The organism is Neobacillus mesonae, assembly GCF_023715155.1.
In the GTDB taxonomy this organism is placed as follows: Bacteria; Bacillota; Bacilli; order Bacillales; family Cytobacillaceae; genus Neobacillus; species Neobacillus mesonae_A.
Genome location: NZ_JAMBNQ010000089.1, coordinates 1 through 1,000, shown reverse-complemented (window position 1 = coordinate 1,000; position 1,000 = coordinate 1). Strand labels below are relative to the sequence as shown.

Here is a 1,000-nt window from a genome sequence, read left to right as displayed (position 1 = left end):
AGTACCATCTGGACGTGGGAGAGAAAGTTCGAAGAGCAAGGTGTCGAGGCTTTGTTTAAGCGGAGAGGAAGGCCGAAGCAAATGACAGCCAAGAATAAAAGCAATAAGAAGAAAGTAGAGGAATCCTCTGAACTTGAAAAAGTCCAACGTGAAAATCGTATGTTAAGGATTGAAAATGAATACCTAAAAAAACTAAGAGCCTTAATGCAGGAACCAGAAAATATAGACAAAAGCAAGCGCAAGTAGTCACTGAATTAAGGCAGAAATATAGCTTATCAGAGATTTTGGAGGTCGTAGACCTCCCCAAAAGTGTGTATTACTATTATCAGAATCATGAAGAATTTCAACGGAACGACCAAGAACTGATAAAAGAAATGAAAGAGATTAAAAAGGAAAATCCAGCTTACGGTTATCGTCGCTTGACACTAGAATTACATAATCGAGGATGGAAGGTTAATCACAAAAGAGTACAACGTATTACGCAAGAGCAACACTTACAGTCACTAGCTTATAGGAAGAAAAATCGGAAATATAACTCATACAAAGGAACAGTCGGTAAAATTGCCCCTAATCGCCTGCATCGTCGCTTTAATACGGACCGCCCTTATCAAAAGCTTACGGTGGACGTTACAGAACTGCGCTGGGGAGATATGACCACAGAGCATCGCTGTTATTTGGAACCTGTCATGGATCTCTATTCTGGTGAAATTTTGGCATTTAACATTGATCTTCATCCTACAGTGAATTTTGCTTTAAAACCTTTGCATAAAGCTCTGGAATCACTACCTAAACTTCCTTATAGGACAACCGTTCACTCAGACCAAGGATTTCAATATCAGCATCATAGCTGGGTAAAAGAACTTAAGGAACATCATGTATTTCAAAGTATGTCACGAAAAGCAAATTGTCTTGATAATGCGGCAATGGAAAGTTTCTTCCACCTTTTGAAATGTGAAAAAATCTATCACCATGATTACAAATCCTTTGAGGATGTCGCTCA

Annotated in this window: 1 protein-coding gene and 1 pseudogene; both read left to right on the top strand. The window is 38.8% G+C overall.

Annotated features, from left to right (window positions below):
* Positions 1 to 246: pseudogene (locus M3183_RS26505) on the top strand (IS3-like element ISFnu8 family transposase); the annotation flags it as partial.
* Positions 180 to 1,000 (top strand): IS3 family transposase (locus tag M3183_RS26500; protein ID WP_251475037.1); only part of this gene is annotated, 821 nt, incomplete at its 3' end. The pseudogene M3183_RS26505 and the gene M3183_RS26500, both read left to right, overlap by 67 nt.